The organism is Streptomyces sp. NBC_00316, assembly GCF_036158715.1.
In the GTDB taxonomy this organism is placed as follows: Bacteria; Actinomycetota; Actinomycetes; order Streptomycetales; family Streptomycetaceae; genus Streptomyces.
This window is the reverse complement of record NZ_CP108023.1, coordinates 2,941,450-2,956,389: the sequence shown is the minus strand read 5'-3', so window position 1 is coordinate 2,956,389 and position 14,940 is coordinate 2,941,450. Positions and strand designations below refer to the sequence as shown.

Annotated in this window: 15 protein-coding genes; 11 read left to right on the top strand and 4 right to left on the bottom strand. The window is 70.7% G+C overall.

Annotated elements, in window-relative coordinates:
• Positions 1–38: 38 nt before the first annotated feature.
• The 5 genes from OG878_RS13015 to OG878_RS12995 all read left to right on the top strand — a co-directional run bounded on the left by OG878_RS13015 (position 39) and on the right by OG878_RS12995 (position 6,071).
• The gene (locus OG878_RS13015) at positions 39–1,895 is read left to right on the top strand and encodes an acetolactate synthase large subunit (RefSeq protein ID WP_328886941.1); all 1,857 of its coding nucleotides are present in this window, start codon (positions 39–41) and stop codon (positions 1,893–1,895) included.
• A gap of 14 nt (positions 1,896–1,909) precedes the next feature.
• A complete protein-coding gene (ilvN, locus tag OG878_RS13010) occupies positions 1,910–2,437 on the top strand; it encodes an acetolactate synthase small subunit (RefSeq protein ID WP_018553223.1) in 528 nt (175 codons plus the stop codon).
• A 102-nt stretch (positions 2,438–2,539) separates the two neighbouring features.
• Entirely contained in the window at positions 2,540–3,541 is a 1,002-nt protein-coding gene (gene ilvC, locus OG878_RS13005) for a ketol-acid reductoisomerase (RefSeq protein ID WP_326817806.1), read from the top strand.
• A 272-nt stretch (positions 3,542–3,813) separates the two neighbouring features.
• The gene (gene serA / locus OG878_RS13000; protein WP_328886940.1) at positions 3,814–5,406 is read left to right on the top strand and encodes a phosphoglycerate dehydrogenase; all 1,593 of its coding nucleotides are present in this window, start codon (positions 3,814–3,816) and stop codon (positions 5,404–5,406) included.
• 80 nt (positions 5,407–5,486) lie between these two features.
• Positions 5,487–6,071 (top strand): TetR/AcrR family transcriptional regulator, encoded by a 585-nt coding sequence (locus OG878_RS12995; protein ID WP_328886939.1) that lies wholly within the window; start codon positions 5,487–5,489, stop codon positions 6,069–6,071.
• A gap of 30 nt (positions 6,072–6,101) precedes the next feature.
• Here the strand turns inward: OG878_RS12995 and pdxR are convergent, their stop codons facing one another.
• Positions 6,102–7,526: a MocR-like pyridoxine biosynthesis transcription factor PdxR gene (gene pdxR / locus OG878_RS12990; protein ID WP_328886938.1), complete on the bottom strand. Its 1,425-nt coding sequence runs from the start codon at positions 7,524–7,526 to the stop codon at positions 6,102–6,104.
• A gap of 47 nt (positions 7,527–7,573) precedes the next feature.
• Between pdxR and OG878_RS12985 the strand changes: the two genes are divergently transcribed.
• The gene (locus tag OG878_RS12985; protein WP_328886937.1) at positions 7,574–8,056 is read left to right on the top strand and encodes a carboxymuconolactone decarboxylase family protein; all 483 of its coding nucleotides are present in this window, start codon (positions 7,574–7,576) and stop codon (positions 8,054–8,056) included.
• Between the two features lie 42 nt (positions 8,057–8,098).
• On the opposite strand, the gene OG878_RS12980 is transcribed toward OG878_RS12985, so the two are convergent.
• The gene (locus OG878_RS12980; RefSeq protein WP_328886936.1) at positions 8,099–9,247 is read right to left on the bottom strand and encodes a PucR family transcriptional regulator; all 1,149 of its coding nucleotides are present in this window, start codon (positions 9,245–9,247) and stop codon (positions 8,099–8,101) included.
• A gap of 182 nt (positions 9,248–9,429) precedes the next feature.
• Between OG878_RS12980 and OG878_RS12975 the strand changes: the two genes are divergently transcribed.
• Positions 9,430–10,356: a proline dehydrogenase family protein gene (locus tag OG878_RS12975; protein WP_328886935.1), complete on the top strand. Its 927-nt coding sequence runs from the start codon at positions 9,430–9,432 to the stop codon at positions 10,354–10,356.
• Positions 10,357–10,393: 37 nt separating this feature from the next.
• Complete coding sequence (gene pruA / locus OG878_RS12970; protein ID WP_328886934.1) at positions 10,394–12,025, top strand: L-glutamate gamma-semialdehyde dehydrogenase; 1,632 nt, start codon at positions 10,394–10,396, stop codon at positions 12,023–12,025.
• A 116-nt stretch (positions 12,026–12,141) separates the two neighbouring features.
• Here the strand turns inward: pruA and OG878_RS12965 are convergent, their stop codons facing one another.
• The gene (locus OG878_RS12965; RefSeq protein ID WP_328886933.1) at positions 12,142–12,270 is read right to left on the bottom strand and encodes a hypothetical protein; all 129 of its coding nucleotides are present in this window, start codon (positions 12,268–12,270) and stop codon (positions 12,142–12,144) included.
• Between the two features lie 2 nt (positions 12,271–12,272).
• Positions 12,273–12,740, bottom strand: coding sequence for a CDP-alcohol phosphatidyltransferase family protein (locus tag OG878_RS12960; protein ID WP_328886932.1), 468 nt, complete (start codon positions 12,738–12,740; stop codon positions 12,273–12,275).
• Positions 12,741–12,840: 100 nt separating this feature from the next.
• Here OG878_RS12960 and OG878_RS12955 point away from each other — a divergent pair, with 100 nt between their 5' ends.
• The 3 genes from OG878_RS12955 to OG878_RS12945 all read left to right on the top strand — a co-directional run bounded on the left by OG878_RS12955 (position 12,841) and on the right by OG878_RS12945 (position 14,925).
• Positions 12,841–13,386 carry a GNAT family N-acetyltransferase gene (locus tag OG878_RS12955; protein WP_328886931.1) on the top strand — a complete coding sequence of 182 codons (546 nt, stop codon included), beginning with the start codon at positions 12,841–12,843 and terminating at the stop codon, positions 13,384–13,386.
• Between the two features lie 155 nt (positions 13,387–13,541).
• Positions 13,542–14,396: an NmrA family NAD(P)-binding protein gene (locus OG878_RS12950; RefSeq protein ID WP_328891223.1), complete on the top strand. Its 855-nt coding sequence runs from the start codon at positions 13,542–13,544 to the stop codon at positions 14,394–14,396.
• A gap of 400 nt (positions 14,397–14,796) precedes the next feature.
• Complete coding sequence (locus OG878_RS12945; protein ID WP_093772350.1) at positions 14,797–14,925, top strand: hypothetical protein; 129 nt, start codon at positions 14,797–14,799, stop codon at positions 14,923–14,925.
• Positions 14,926–14,940 lie beyond the last annotated feature (15 nt).

Sequence of the window (14,940 nt, the reverse complement as noted above, 5' to 3'; positions counted from 1 at the left end):
CTCAAAACCCCGCAAAAACCCTCAGCTTTCGAGAAGAGATGCCGATGACCGAGCAGGCCACCGGGGCCCACCATCCCCAGCCGCGGGCCCGTACGGGCGGATCGTCCCCCGCCGCCATTGAGCACGTCACGGGTGCGCAGTCCCTCATCCGCTCCCTCGAGGAGGTGGGGGCCGAGACGGTATTCGGCATTCCCGGCGGCGCCATCCTTCCGGCGTACGACCCGATGATGGACTCCACCCGGGTCCGTCATGTGCTGGTCCGTCACGAGCAGGGCGCCGGACACGCCGCCACCGGCTATGCGCAGGCCACCGGCAAGGTCGGCGTCTGCATGGCGACCTCCGGCCCGGGCGCCACCAATCTGGTCACCCCGATCGCCGACGCGCACATGGACTCCGTGCCGCTGGTCGCGATCACCGGCCAGGTGGCCTCCGCGGCAATCGGCACGGACGCCTTCCAGGAGGCGGACATCGTCGGCATCACGATGCCGGTCACCAAGCACAACTTCCTGGTCACCCGGGCCGAGGACATCCCGCACACGATCGCCGAGGCCTTCCACATCGCCTCCACCGGCCGTCCGGGCCCCGTCCTCGTCGACATCGCCAAGGACGCCCTGCAGGCGAAGACCACGTTCAGCTGGCCGCCGACCCAGGACCTGCCCGGCTACCGTCCGGTCACCAAGCCGCACGCCAAGCAGATCCGCGAAGCCGCCAAGCTCATCACCCAGGCCAAGCGCCCGGTGCTGTACGTCGGCGGCGGCGTCATGAAGGCCGGGGCCACCGCGGAGCTGAAGGTCCTCGCCGAGCTCACCGGAGCGCCCGTCACCACCACCCTGATGGCGCTCGGTTCGTTCCCCGACAGCCACCCGCTGCACGTGGGAATGCCGGGCATGCACGGTTCGGTCACCGCCGTCACCGCGCTGCAGAAGGCCGACCTGATCGTCGCCCTCGGAGCCCGTTTCGACGACCGCGTCACCGGCAAGCTGGACAGCTTCGCCCCGTACGCCAAGATCGTCCACGCCGACATCGACCCGGCGGAGATCGGCAAGAACCGCGCCGCCGACGTGCCGATCGTCGGTGACGCCCGCGAGGTCATCGCCGACCTCGTCCAGGCCGTCCAGGCCGAGCACACCGAGGGACACACCGGCGACTACTCCGCCTGGTGGAAGGACCTCAACCGCTGGCGCGACACCTACCCGGTCGGCTACGACCTCCCCGAGGACGGCAGCCTCTCCCCGCAGCAGGTCATCCAGCGCATCGGCGAGCTCGCTCCCGAAGGCACGATCTTCGCGGCGGGCGTCGGCCAGCACCAGATGTGGGCCTCGCACTTCATCCAGTACGAGCAGCCCGCCACCTGGCTGAACTCCGGCGGCGCCGGAACGATGGGCTACGCGGTCCCGGCCGCGATGGGCGCCAAGGCCGGCATGCCGGACCGTACGGTCTGGGCGATCGACGGCGACGGCTGCTTCCAGATGACCAATCAGGAACTCACCACCTGCGCCCTCAACAACATCCCGATCAAGGTCGCGATCATCAACAACGGCGCGCTCGGGATGGTCCGCCAGTGGCAGACCCTCTTCTACAACCAGCGGTACTCCAACACCGTGCTGCACTCCGGAGCCGACAGCGAGGGCGCCCCGGCGAAGGGCACCCGGGTGCCGGACTTCGTCAAGCTGTCCGAGGCCATGGGCTGCCACGCGATCCGCTGCGAGGACCCGGCCGATCTGGACAAGGTCATCGCCGAGGCCAACGCGATCAACGACCGCCCGGTCGTCATCGACTTCATCGTCCACGAGGACGCCATGGTGTGGCCGATGGTCGCCGCCGGCACCTCCAACGACGAGGTCATGGCCGCGCGCGGTGTCCGCCCCGACTTCGGCGACAACGAAGACGACTGAGAGAGACCGACTCCATGTCCACCAAGCACACGCTCTCCGTCCTGGTCGAGAACAAGCCCGGTGTCCTCGCCCGGATCACGGCCCTGTTCTCCCGGCGCGGCTTCAACATCGACTCGCTCGCCGTCGGTACCACCGAGCACCCCGACATCTCGCGCATCACCATTGTCGTGAATGTCGAGGACCTGCCGCTGGAGCAGGTGACCAAGCAGCTCAACAAGCTGGTCAACGTGCTCAAGATCGTCGAACTCGAGCCGTCCGCTGCGATCCAGCGTGAGCTCGTCCTGGTGAAGGTCCGCGCCGACAACGAGACCCGCTCCCAGATCGTCGAGATCGTCCAGCTGTTCCGCGCCAAGACCGTCGACGTCTCCCCCGAGGCCGTCACGATCGAGGCGACCGGCGGCGCCGACAAGCTGGAGGCCATGCTCAAGATGCTGGAGCAGTACGGCATCAAGGAGCTCGTCCAGTCCGGCACCATCGCCATAGGGCGCGGCGCGCGCTCGATCACCGACCGTTCGCTGCGCGCCCTCGACCGTACGGCTTAAGGCATTACCCCCTCGCCGCTCGTATGGCGAGACCGGAAAACGTAACCGGCGCACCCCGCCGTACGGTGGGACGCAACACCTGCACACCAAGGAGAAGACCCAGTGGCCGAGCTGTTCTACGACGACGATGCCGACCTGTCCATCATCCAGGGCCGCAAGGTCGCGGTCATCGGATACGGCAGCCAGGGCCACGCCCACGCGCTGTCGCTGCGTGACTCGGGTGTCGACGTCCGTGTCGGTCTGCACGAGGGTTCCAAGTCCAAGGCCAAGGCCGAGGAGCAGGGCCTGCGCGTGGTGACTCCGGCGGAGGCCGCCGCCGAGGCCGACGTCATCATGATCCTCGTCCCGGACCCGATCCAGGCCCAGGTCTACGAGGAGTCCATCAAGGACAATCTCAAGGACGGCGACGCGCTGTTCTTCGGCCACGGCCTGAACATCCGGTTCGACTTCATCAAGCCGCCGGCCAACGTCGACGTCTGCATGGTCGCCCCGAAGGGCCCGGGCCACCTGGTCCGCCGTCAGTACGAGGAGGGCCGCGGCGTTCCGTGCATCGTGGCCGTCGAGCAGGACGCCTCGGGCAACGGCCTGGCGCTGGCCCTGTCGTACGCCAAGGGCATCGGCGGCACCCGCGCCGGCGTCATCAAGACGACCTTCACCGAGGAGACCGAGACCGACCTCTTCGGCGAGCAGGCCGTCCTCTGCGGCGGCACCGCCGCTCTGGTCAAGGCCGGTTTCGAGACCCTGACCGAGGCCGGCTACCAGCCGGAGATCGCCTACTTCGAGTGTCTCCACGAGCTGAAGCTCATCGTCGACCTGATGTACGAGGGCGGCCTGGAGAAGATGCGCTGGTCGATCTCGGAGACCGCCGAGTGGGGCGACTACATCACCGGCCCGCGGATCATCACGGACGCCACCAAGGCCGAGATGAAGAAGGTCCTCGCGGAGATCCAGGACGGCACCTTCGCCAAGAACTGGATGGCCGAGTACCACAACGGTCTGCCCAAGTACAACGAGTACAAGAAGGCCGACAGCGACCACCTGCTGGAGACCACCGGCCGTGAGCTGCGGAAGCTCATGAGCTGGGTCAACGACGAGGACGCGTAGGTCCTTCGCGGCGGGGCGGGTCTTCGGACCCGCCCCGCCGCGCTTTTCCCGCATCACCGCTGGAAGAGGCGGCGCCGTACGTGTGTACAAGTCGTCCAGCCCCGTGTGGGTGATCCTTCCATCGGGGTGCAGAATGCGCCGTCGCGCATGACTACACTGCTCCACACATACACGCGTCAGGCCCACAGTGTCGTGCGTCTTCCACGCGGCAAGCCCCTCCACCGCCTGCGGCCGTCGGGACGGCCGTCCGCACTGGACTTGTGAGGACTCACGTGAGCTCGAAACCTGTCGTACTCATCGCTGAAGAGCTGTCGCCCGCCACGGTTGACGCCCTGGGTCCGGATTTCGACATCCGGCACTGCAACGGCGCGGACCGCGCCGAGCTCCTTCCCGCGATCGCCGATGTCGACGCCATCCTGGTGCGCTCCGCCACCAAGGTGGACGCCGAAGCCATCGCCGCCGCGACGAAGCTGAAGGTCGTCGCTCGTGCGGGCGTCGGTCTGGACAACGTCGACGTGTCCGCGGCCACGAAGGCCGGCGTGATGGTCGTCAACGCCCCGACCTCCAACATCGTCACCGCCGCCGAGCTCGCCTGCGGCCTGCTCGTCGCCACCGCGCGCAACATCCCGCAGGCCAACACCGCCCTGAAGAACGGTGAGTGGAAGCGCTCCAAGTACACCGGTGTCGAGCTGAGCGAGAAGACCCTCGGTGTCGTCGGCCTCGGCCGCATCGGTGTCCTGGTCGCGCAGCGCATGTCGGCCTTCGGCATGAAGATCGTCGCGTACGACCCCTATGTGCAGCCGGCCCGCGCCGCGCAGATGGGTGTCAAGCTCCTTGCGCTGGACGAGCTGCTGGAGGTCTCCGACTTCATCACCGTGCACCTGCCGAAGACCCCCGAGACGCTCGGCCTGATCGGCGACGAGGCGCTGCACAAGGTGAAGCCCACCGTGCGGATCGTCAACGCCGCGCGCGGCGGCATCGTCGACGAGGAGGCGCTCGCCTCCGCCCTCAAGGAGGGCCGCGTCGCCGGCGCCGGTCTCGACGTGTACACGAAGGAGCCCTGCACGGACTCCCCGCTGTTCCAGTTCGACCAGGTCGTCTGCACCCCGCACCTCGGCGCCTCCACCGACGAGGCCCAGGAGAAGGCCGGCATCGCGGTCGCCAAGTCCGTGCGCCTGGCGCTCGCCGGTGAGCTCGTGCCGGACGCGGTCAACGTCCAGGGCGGCGTCATCGCCGAGGACGTACGTCCCGGCCTGCCGCTCGCCGAGAAGCTCGGCCGGATCTTCACCGCGCTCGCGGGTGAGGTCGCGGCCCGCCTCGATGTCGAGGTGTACGGCGAGATCACCCAGCACGACGTCAAGGTGCTCGAACTCTCCGCGCTCAAGGGTGTCTTCGAGGACGTCGTCGACGAGACGGTGTCGTACGTCAACGCCCCGCTCTTCGCGCAGGAGCGCGGTGTCGAGGTCCGCCTCACCACCAGCTCCGAGTCGCCGGACCACCGCAATGTGGTGACCGTCCGCGGCACGCTGGCGAACGGCGAGGAGGTCGCGGTCTCCGGCACGCTGGCCGGCCCCAAGCACCTCCAGAAGATCGTCGCGATCGGCGAGCACGATGTGGACCTGGCGCTCGCCGACCACATGGTCGTCCTGCGGTACGAGGACCGTCCCGGCGTCGTCGGCACGGTCGGCAAGATTCTCGGCGAGGCCGGTCTCAACATCGCGGGCATGCAGGTCTCGCGCGCGGTCGCGGGTGGCGAGGCGCTGGTCGTCCTGACCGTCGACGACAGCGTTCCGGCCTCGGTCCTGGCCGAGATCGCCGAGGAGATCGGCGCGGCCTCGGCCCGCTCGGTGAACCTGAACGACTGATCGCAGCCCTCGATCAGGCCGTACCCGGCATGTAGACGTACGTCTTACACGAACGTCTACATGCCGGGTACGCTGCTGTCATGGGACACCGTGAAGATCTGCTCGAAGGCGCCAAGCGCTGCCTGCTGGACAAGGGGTACGCCCGGACGACGGCACGCGACATCGTGGCGGCCTCCGGTACCAACCTCGCCTCCATCGGCTACCACTACGGCTCCAAGGAGGCCCTGCTCAATCTGGCCTTCCTGCGGCTGACCGAGGAGTGGGGCGACCGGGTCACCGTGCCGGCCGGCGAACCCGGGGACGACGGTGCGCCCGCCGCGCCGCTCGACCAGTTCCGTGCCGCCTGGGACAAGGTCATCAGCAGCTACCCGGAGAGCCGGGCGATCTGGAAGCTCCAGATGGAGGTCGTGTCCCGGATCGACACCGACCCCGAGCTCCAGAAGGCCCTGGCCGGGCCGCAGCAGGAGGGTCGCGCGGGCCTCGCCGAGAACATGCTGGGCATCGATCCGGAAGCCGATCCCGAGACGGCGCGCGTCGTCGGACTGTTCTGCCAGGCCCTGCTCGCGGGTGTGATGGTGCAGTGGATGGTCGACGAGGAGAGCGCACCCTCGGCGCAGGATCTGACGGACGGTCTGCGGGCGATCCTCGAAGGCCGCAGGTCCTGAGGGGGAGCGGTCCTCCGGCGTGGCATCCGGTCAGGTACCGGGCGGCGGCAGTGCCCGGCACAGTGCCTCCAGCGCCGCGCCGTACGCGTGGTCCGGTGGCGTCGCATAGCCCACGACCAGTCCGTCCTCGGCGGGCATCGTGGCCGCCGGATGACGGAAGTCGGCCAGCGGGTCCAGGCCGAGGCCCTGCCAGGCGGCGGCCTTGACGGTGGAGCGTTCGGTGCCCGGCGGCAGCCGCAGGACGGCGTGCAGTCCGGCGGCGATGCCGGTGGGCGCGATGTGCGGGGCGTGCGCGGCCAGGGCGGCGACCAGTTGGTCGCGCCGGCGCCGGTAGCGCTGCCGCATCCGGCGGATGTGCCGGTCGTAGTGGCCGGACTCGATGAAGTCGGCGAGCGCGAGCTGGTCCAGGACGCTCGCCCGGCCCTCGCGTTCCCCCTTGGCGGCCAGCGCGGCGCCGACGAGGTGCTCGGGCAGCACCATCCAGCCCAGACGGATGGCGGGGGAGAGGCTCTTGCTGACGGAGCCGAGATGGACGACCCGGTCGGGGTCGAGTCCCTGGACGGCGCCCACCGGCTCCCGGTCGTAGCGGAACTCCCCGTCGTAGTCGTCCTCCAGGACCAGCCCGCCGCGGGTGCGGGCCCAGTCGACCACGGCCGTTCGCCGCTGCGGGTGCAGCGGACCGCCCGTCGGGAACTGATGGGCCGGGGTGAGCAGCACGCTCCGTACGCCCGGCAGTCCCGACAACTCCCCGGTGAGGGCCCCGTGTTCGTCGAGTGTCAGCGGAACCGTGCGGACTCCGGCCGCGGTCAGGATCTGGCGGTGGAAGCCGAGCCCGTACGACTCCACGGCCAGCGGGCCGCGCACCACCCCCGCACCGAACAGAAGCCGCAGCGCATGGCCGAAACCCGAGCAGATCACAATCCGTTCGGGGGTGCAGCGCACCCCGCGGACCCGCGCCAGATAGCCGGCGAGCGCGCGGCGCAGCTCGATGCGGCCCTGCGGATCGCCGGGGCCGAAGGCGTCGTTCGGTGCGGCGTTCACCGCACGGCGGGCGGACGCGAGCCATGCGGTACGGGGGAAGGACGCGGCGTCCGGCCGGCCCTGGCGCAGGTTGTGCACGGGCGGGTCCGGACGGGCCGGGGCCTTCGCCGGGACACGGGCCGGGGCGGCGGGGGCGGCGCGGTGCGCGACCCGGGTCCCGGAACCCTGACGGGCGGTCAGCCAGCCCTCGGCGACCAGTTCGGCGTAGGCGTCGGCGACGGTGTTGCGGGCCAGGCCGAGGTCGGCCGCGAGCGAGCGGTAGGGCGGCAGCCGGGTGCCCGGGGGCAGCCTGCCCGCCCGGACGGCATCGCGCAGCGCGCGGATGAGAACGGCTCGGCGACTGCCGGGGCCGGTCAGCTCCAGCAGCAGGTCACTGCCGATCCGTTCCGCCGAATTGACCCAGGATTCCGACACGGAAATGCACCCTACGGGAGGTCGGTCGGCTCCGTAGCGTAGTGGTCATGACGAACGACGAAACAGTCACCCGAATCCCCCGCATCGACTTCGCCAAGGCGGCCCCGAAGGCGTTCAAGGCCCTCATCGGCTTCGACGCAGCCGCCCGCCAGGGCCTGGACCCCGCCCTCGTCGAACTGGTCCAGATCCGGTCCTCCCAGCTCAACGGGTGCGCGTACTGCCTGCACATGCACACCACGGACGCCCGCAAGGCGGGTGAGAGCGAGGAGCGGCTGCACATGGTCGCCGTCTGGCGGGAGGCCGCCCGCTTCTTCACGGAGAAGGAGCAGGCGGCACTCGCGCTCACCGAGGCCGTCACCCTGGTCTCCCGCGGCGGCGTCCCGGACGACGTCTACGCCCGCGCGGCGGCCCACTTCGACGAGTCCGAGCTGGCCGGGCTGCTGGCCCTGATCTTCACGATCAACACCTGGAACCGCATCGCGCTGAGCACCGCGAAGGTGCCGGGCACGGACGAGAGGGTGGCCCACTGAGGGGAACGGCGGCGCTCCGCGGCCCCGTTCCACCGACAGCCCTTAGAGCCGCGCCGCCTTCAGTGCCATGTGCAGCAGCAGCCGGTCCTCGCCGTCGTTCAGATCCAGACCGGTGAGCTGCTCGACCCGGGACAGCCGGTAGTACAGCGTCTGGCGGTGGATGCCGAGTTCGCCCGCCGTGCGGCTCGCCTGGCCCGCACAGTCGAGGAACACCTCGGCGGTGCGGGCCAGATCCGCGTGCGACGGGGTGAGCAGGGGGCGCACCACCGGGTCCGGGGCGGTGTCCGTGGTCGGGGGGAGGGCGGTCAGCAGGCGGTACGGGCCGATGTCCGTCCAGTCGGCGACCGGGCCGAAGCGGATCTCCGCCGCCGCCGCGCGGGCCGCAGCCGACGCCTCGTGCCACGCCGCGGCCAGCTCCGGCAGGCCCCGGCGCGGGACCGCGACCCCGGCGGTCGCCGTCCGGCCGGCGGTGGTGCGCAGCCGGTCGGCCGCTGCCGTCGCCGGGTCGAGCACCTCGGGCGAGCGCAGCCGGACCAGGGCGGCCAGCGACAGGGTGCCCGACCCCGCCGGTGACGGGACCGTGGACAGCGCCGCCGCGGACGGCACCGTCCGCACCGACGGGGTCTCGTCCGGCCACGGCGTGACGCAGACCACCGTGTGCAGTCCGTCCGCATCCGGGCCCAGCGCCTCGCGCAGCGCGGCGACCGCCATGTCGCGCTGCCAGCCCCGCCCCGCCGTGAGCACCGCACCGAACTCCCGGGACAGATCCGCGCCGGCCCGTGCCTCGTCGGAGAGCAGCGCCCCGATCCGGGCCGCCACGTCCATCGCGGCGGTCAGCTGTTCGTCGGTCGGGCCGGGGTCCGCGTCGAGCAGCCATACGTAACCGAGCACGACGCCCCGATGGCGTACCGGCAGGCAGATCCTGCCGCGGAACACTCCGGCCTCCGGGGCTGCCGGGATGCGGACCGGGCCGGTGGCCCGGGCGATGCCGAAGCCCTCGAACCAGGCACGGACGGCCGGAGTGGAGCGCCGGGTCAGGATCGACCGGGTGCGGACCGGGTCCATCGCCGTGTCGTCGTCGCTGTCGTGCGCGCCGAAGGCGACCAGGCCGAAATCCCGGTTCTCCAGCGTTGCGGGGACGCCGAGCAGCGCGGAGATCTCGTCGACCAGCTCCTGATAATCGCCCTTCACCCGGCCATTCTCGCACCACTTCAGACATATGTCTGAGATCCAGGGCATGGATGCGTGACAGCTGTCGATGGTCCAGGATCGGAGGGATCCTTAGATTTCACGGTGGTTCTCCGTGCCGTACCGGTCTGAGTCGTTTTCTGCCGGTCCGGCCCTCGTTCATACTTTTCCGTTGGAGGTGCCCCGTGCTGGCTCCCGTGATCCTCGCTGCGTCACGCAGTGACAAGATGCGCCGTTTCATCTCGGCCGCCCCGGGGACCAAGCAGGTCGTCGACCGGTTCATCGCCGGCGAGACGGTCGAGCAGGTCGTCCCGATCATCAAGGACGCCGCCGGGAAGGGCCTCGAGGTCACCCTCGACGTCGTCGGCGAGGACATCACGACGCCCGGGCAGGCCACCGCCGCGCGCGACGCGTACCTGGAGCTCATCGACCGCCTGAAGGAACTCGGCCTGGGCACCAGGGCCGAGATGTCCGTCAAGCTGTCGATGTTCGGCCAGGCACTGGAGGGCGGCCACGAGATGGCGCTCGCCAACGTCCGCCCGGTCGTCGAGGCCGCCGCCGCGATCGGCACCACGGTCACCCTGGACGCCGAGGACCACACCACCCTCGACTCGATGTTCGCCATCCACGAGGAGCTGCGGAAGGACTTCCCGCAGACCGGCTGTGTCATCCAGGCCTACCTGTTCCGCACCGAGGAGGACGCCCGCCGCCTCGCCGCCGCCGGCAGCCGCGTCCGCATCGTGAAGGGCGCCTACAAGGAGCCCGCCTCCGTCGCGTACCAGGACAAGGCCGAGATCGACAAGGCGTACGTCCGGATCCTGAAGACCCTCATGGAGGGCGACGGGTACCCGATGATCGGATCGCACGACCCGCGGCTCATCGCCATCGCGCAGGAGCTCGCCCGCAAGGCCGGGCGCAAACTGGACGAGTACGAGTTCCAGATGCTGTACGGGATCCGCAGCGACGAGCACGTCCGGCTCGCGGCCGAGGGGCACCGGATGCGTGTCTACACCGCGTACGGGACCGACTGGTACGGGTACTTCATGCGCCGTCTCGCGGAGAAGCCGGCCAACCTGCTCTTCTTCGCCCGCTCCATCCTCACCAAGGGCTGAGCCCCCTCTCTTCTCTAGCTAAGGAGCAACGGAACTCATGGACGCTGTGACCCAGGTCCCCGCGCCGGTCAACGAGCCGGTCCACTCCTACGCCCCGGGTTCCCCGGAGCGCGCCCGTCTGGAGGTGAAGCTCAAGGAGCTCGCCGAGAACCCGATCGACCTGCCGATGACCATCGGCGGCGAGAAGAGGATGGGCGGCGGCGAGCGTTTCGACGTCGTGCAGCCCCACAACCACAAGGCCGTCATCGGCACGTTCGCCGGCGCCACCGAGCAGGACGCGCAGGACGCGATCGACGCCGCCCTCGCCGCCGCCCCGGCGTGGCGCGCGATGTCCTTCGACGACCGCGCCGCGATCATCCTGCGCGCGGCCGAACTGCTGTCCGGCCCCTGGCGCGAGACGCTGGCCGCGTCCACCATGCTCGGCCAGTCGAAGACCGCCCAGCAGGCCGAGATCGACACCCCCTGCGAGCTCGTCGACTTCTGGCGCTTCAACGTGCACTACGCGCGCCAGATCCTGGCCGAGCAGCCCCCGGCCAACTCCCCGGGCGTGTGGAACCGCATGGACCACCGCCCGCTGGAGGGCTTCGTCTACGCGATCACGCCGTTCAACTTCACGGCCATCGCGGGCAACCTGCCCACCGCCCCCGCCCTCATGGGCAACGTCGTGGTGTGGAAGCCGTCCCCGACGCAGACCCACTCCGCCGTGCTGCTGATGCAGCTCCTGGAGGAGGCCGGTCTGCCCAAGGGCGTCATCAACCTGGTGACCGGCGACGGCATCGCCGTCTCCGAGGTCGCCCTGAACCACCGCGACCTGGCCGGTATCCACTTCACCGGCTCGACCCCGACCTTCCAGCACCTGTGGAAGACGGTCGGCAACAACATCGCCAACTACCGCACCTACCCGCGTCTGGTCGGCGAGACCGGCGGCAAGGACTTCGTCGTCGCGCACCCCAGCGCCGACCGCGCCGTCCTGAAGACCGCGCTGACCCGTGGCTCCTTCGAGTTCCAGGGCCAGAAGTGCTCGGCCTCCTCCCGGGCGTACGTCCCGGCCTCCATCTGGAACTCCGGTTTCAAGGAGGAGTTCGCGGCCGAGGTCGACTCCATCACCATGGGCGACGTCACCGACCTGTCGAACTTCATCGGCGCCGTCATCGACGAGCGTGCGTTCGCGAAGAACAAGGCCGCGATCGACCGGGCCAAGGCCGATGACTCCTGCACCGTCGTCGCAGGTGGCACGTACGACGACTCGGTCGGCTACTTCGTCCGCCCGACGGTCGTCGAGTGCGCCGACCCGGCCAACGAGGTCTTCACGACCGAGTACTTCGGCCCGATCCTCGCCGTCCACGTGTACGAGGACGACAAGTACGACGAGATGCTGGAGCAGATGGAGTCGGTCTCCGACTACGCGCTGACCGGCTCGGTCATCTCGGGCGACCGCGCCGCGGCCGCGTACACGATGGAGAAGCTCCGTTACGCGGCGGGCAACTTCTACATCAACGACAAGTCGACCGGCGCCGTCGTCGGCCAGCAGCCCTTCGGCGGCGGCCGTGCCTCGGGCACGAACGACAAGGCGGGCGCCCCGCAGAACCTGCAGCGCTGGACGCTGACCCGCGCCATCAAGGAGACGCTGGTCCCGCCGACCGAGTACACCTACCCCCACCAGGGCTGACCCCCTCGGGGTGCGCCACGCTCGCACCCCGCCACAAGTCCCGCCCCCGTCCGGCTCCCCCCAGCCGGACGGGGGCGGATTCCATTTCCGGCCGGTGCCCGGATCCCTCGCGCCGTTCAGGCCCAGCCGTGCACGATGAGCGAGAGCCCCGCCGCGAACCCGCCGCCGAGCAGCACCAGATACCGCCCGTACTGCCGCCGGTGACGCCGCATCAGCAGCCCGATCCCGGCGAAGCCCAGCCCCACCGTCAGCGTCCGTGCACCGCGCGCCGTCGCCGACGCGGCGATCCACCGTTGCGCCGGGGAGCGCCTGCCGCCGCGCCCGCCAGCGACACCCAGGACGGCAGCGTCGCCGCGAGTCCGGCCGCCGCCACCAGCCACAGCGGGGCGAGAGCCAGGAAGCCTGCCAGCACCAGCAGATCGGCTGCCCGGTCGCCGAGTTCGTTGAGCACCGCACCGCGCCGGGTGGTCCGGCCGGTGTCGCGGGCCAGCGCCCCGTCGAGGTTGGCGAAGGCGAGCCGCGCCGCCAGCAGCACGGCGACCGGCAGGGCGGCGAGGCCGGTGGGCAGCCAGGTCAGTGCGGCGGCGGCACCCGCCGCCGCGACCACTCCGGCCGCGGTGAGGGTGTCGGGCGACACCTCGTGGCGGACGAGCGCGGCGCGGGCACCGGAGAGCCGGTCCGCGTACCAGGGCTTGAGAGCGTAGAGGCCGTTCATGAGCCCAACTCTCCATCGGTGCACGGCTCTTCGACACGTGGCGGCTACTCAGATGCGTACTGAGTACCTCGCCGCGCGGGGGGCTGAGAGGCTGGGGGACATGACTGAGCCGTCGTGGCACGCCGTGCACACCTACGAGCTGACACCGACCGCCCGCGACGGGATCCGCGCCTTCCTCGACACCGCTTTCGAGGGCGGCTTCAGCGACGACGACTGGGACCACACCCTGGGGGGCATCCACGTCTGCGCACGGGACGGCAGCGGGGTCCTTGCGCACGGCAGCGTCGTCCAGCGCCGGGTGATCCACGCCCACCGCTCGTACCGCGTCGGATACGTGGAAGGCGTGGCCGTCCGCGCCGACCGGCGGCGCGAGGGGCTCGGCGGCCGAGTGATGGCGGCGCTGGAACGGGTCGTCGACGGGGCGTACGCCTTCGGGGCGCTGTCCGCCTCCGACACCGGGGCCCGTCTGTACGCGGCGCGCGGCTGGCAGCCGTGGCGGGGGCGGATCGCCGTGCAGGGGCCGGCCGGGGTGGAGCCGCTGCCGGACGAGGAGGGCAGTACGTACGTCCGTGGCGCGGCCGGGCGCCCGCTGCCCTCCGCGTCCCAGGGGCTGATCTTCGACTGGCGCGACGGCGACGTGCTCTGACGCCCGTGGCAGCCGCGCACGCCGCCCGCCGTGGACGGCGGGCGGCCGCCGGTCGTGGGCGGGCGAGGGCTCCGTGTGTGCCCGGCGGTCTCCCGGTGGCAGGTCCCGCCGCTTCTGGTGAGCATGGACGCATGTCCGTCGACCAGGGAGACCCCATGACCATTGCGGTGCTCGGTGCGACCGGCGGCCAGGGCGGCGCGGTGGTCACCGCGCTCCTGGAGGCGGGGCGCGCCGTGCGCGCCGTGGTGCGTGATCCCGGCAGCGGGCGGGCCAAGGCCCTGGCGGCGGCCGGAGCAGAGGTCGTTCCGGGAGATCTGTTCTATGCGGCTTCGCTCGCCGAGGCGTTCCGGGGCTCGACGGCCGCGTTCGCCGTCACCACACCGTTCCAGGACGGTCTGGACGCGGAGGTGGCCCAGGGGGCGGCGATCGTACGGGCGGCGGCGGACGCCGCACTGCCCCATCTGGTGCTGGCGTCCGTCGCCAGTGCGGACCGCGGCACCGGCATTCCGCACTTCGAGACCAAGGCCAGGACCGAGGAACTGCTCGCCGCCTCCGGGCTTCCGGCGACGGTGGTGGCACCGACCTACTTCTACGACAACGCGCTGGGCGTGCCGGACGAGGTCGCGGCCGGGCTCCTCACCATGGCGCTCCCCGGTGACACCCCCCTCCAGCAGGTGGCGCGGCAGGATCTGGGCCGTGTCGTGGCCGAGATCGTGGCCGATCCGGACCGCTGGACGGGGCAGCGGATCGAGGTGGCGGGCGACGATCCCACACCGGTCCGGATGGCCGCGGAGATCGGGCGGGCGGCCGGCGGCACGGTCGCGTTCCGGCAGACACCGCTGGAGGACCTGCGCACGACCAGCCCCGACATGTTCGCCATGTTCAGCTACCTGGCGCACACCGGCTACCAGGTGGACCTCGCGGCGCTGCGGGCACAGTTCCCGGGCGTGCCCTGGACCTCGTACGGCGCGTGGGCGGCCACCCAGGAGTGGCCGACGCCCCGCGGGTGACCCGTACCCCTGGACGGAGCATCCGGCACCGTCGGGACCACCGCTCCCGGACCGGGGCGGCCGACCCGCTCCGTGGCCGTGTCACCACCCCTGAGCAGGCACAATCGCCGGCCGCGCGGGTCCTGATCCGGGAACTGCGGGCGGGCGGCCGCAAACCCCCGTCTCAGATAGTAGGAAGTCCGAGTAATTGTGGAGACAGACCGGCCGGGCTGCCCTAACTTTGTAGAAGCCGAACGTCTCGCTAGATCCAGCGACTGGCGGTCGTGAGCGCGTGCCCGTTGCAGGCAACCCCTGCGGCATCCGCCACCGCCCCTTCCGGCGCCTCGAAATCCCGATCTCGAAATCACCCTCACGTTTTTTCGATCTCGAAATCCTCGCGATCTCAAGGAGTCGATCCACCATGGCCGAGACGACTGTCCGCCGCGTCCGTCACACCCACCGCCCGACCGAGTCGGAGCGCCAGAACGCCGCCGCCGCCCTGCAGCGAGCCCTCGACCGCAGGGACAACGGCGGCTCCACCGGTCACTGAGACCGCCCGGTCACG

What these genes read in the sequence shown, in the direction of transcription:
- OG878_RS13015 (WP_328886941.1), top strand. Translation starts at nt 39, where the DNA reads ATGCCGATGACCGAGCAGGCCACCGGGGCCCACCATCCCCAGCCGCGG.
- ilvN (WP_018553223.1), top strand. Translation starts at nt 1,910, where the DNA reads ATGTCCACCAAGCACACGCTCTCCGTCCTGGTCGAGAACAAGCCCGGT.
- OG878_RS12995 (WP_328886939.1), top strand. Translation starts at nt 5,487, where the DNA reads ATGGGACACCGTGAAGATCTGCTCGAAGGCGCCAAGCGCTGCCTGCTG.
- OG878_RS12985 (WP_328886937.1), top strand. Translation starts at nt 7,574, where the DNA reads ATGACGAACGACGAAACAGTCACCCGAATCCCCCGCATCGACTTCGCC.
- pruA (WP_328886934.1), top strand. Translation starts at nt 10,394, where the DNA reads ATGGACGCTGTGACCCAGGTCCCCGCGCCGGTCAACGAGCCGGTCCAC.
- OG878_RS12960 (WP_328886932.1), bottom strand. Translation starts at nt 12,740, where the DNA reads ATGAACGGCCTCTACGCTCTCAAGCCCTGGTACGCGGACCGGCTCTCC.
- OG878_RS12955 (WP_328886931.1), top strand. Translation starts at nt 12,841, where the DNA reads ATGACTGAGCCGTCGTGGCACGCCGTGCACACCTACGAGCTGACACCG.
- OG878_RS12950 (WP_328891223.1), top strand. Translation starts at nt 13,542, where the DNA reads ATGACCATTGCGGTGCTCGGTGCGACCGGCGGCCAGGGCGGCGCGGTG.
- OG878_RS12945 (WP_093772350.1), top strand. Translation starts at nt 14,797, where the DNA reads ATGGCCGAGACGACTGTCCGCCGCGTCCGTCACACCCACCGCCCGACC.